This window comes from Pseudoalteromonas sp. SIMBA_162, from assembly GCF_046535955.1.
GTDB lineage: Bacteria > Pseudomonadota > Gammaproteobacteria > Enterobacterales > Alteromonadaceae > Pseudoalteromonas > Pseudoalteromonas marina.
Window position 1 is genome coordinate 1 of record NZ_JAWJBQ010000644.1, and the last position, 260, is coordinate 260.

Annotated in this window: 1 protein-coding gene; it reads left to right on the forward strand. The window is 68.1% G+C overall.

The annotated features are described in order from the left end of the window. Positions 1-260 (forward strand): hypothetical protein (locus R0J88_RS21240; RefSeq protein ID WP_410901062.1); only part of this gene is annotated, 260 nt, incomplete at both ends.

Consider the following 260-nt stretch of genomic DNA (forward strand, 5'->3'; position numbering starts at 1 on the left):
GACGACACCGTGATCGCGCAGTCGGTCAACGACATTCCCGGCGTGTGGATCAGCTTCAAGATCGACGACGACGACTACTGGGTCGCACTCGATCGCGATCAGCTCGACAACGTGACCGGCCTGCAGTGGGCCGGCTGGGGCCTGTTCGCGCTGGCGCTGTCGCTGTTCGGCTCGGCCTTCATCACGAGCCTCGTGAACCGGCCGTTCTCGCGGCTCGCGCTCGCCGCGCGTCAGGTCGGCTCGGGCCAGGCGCCAGAGCC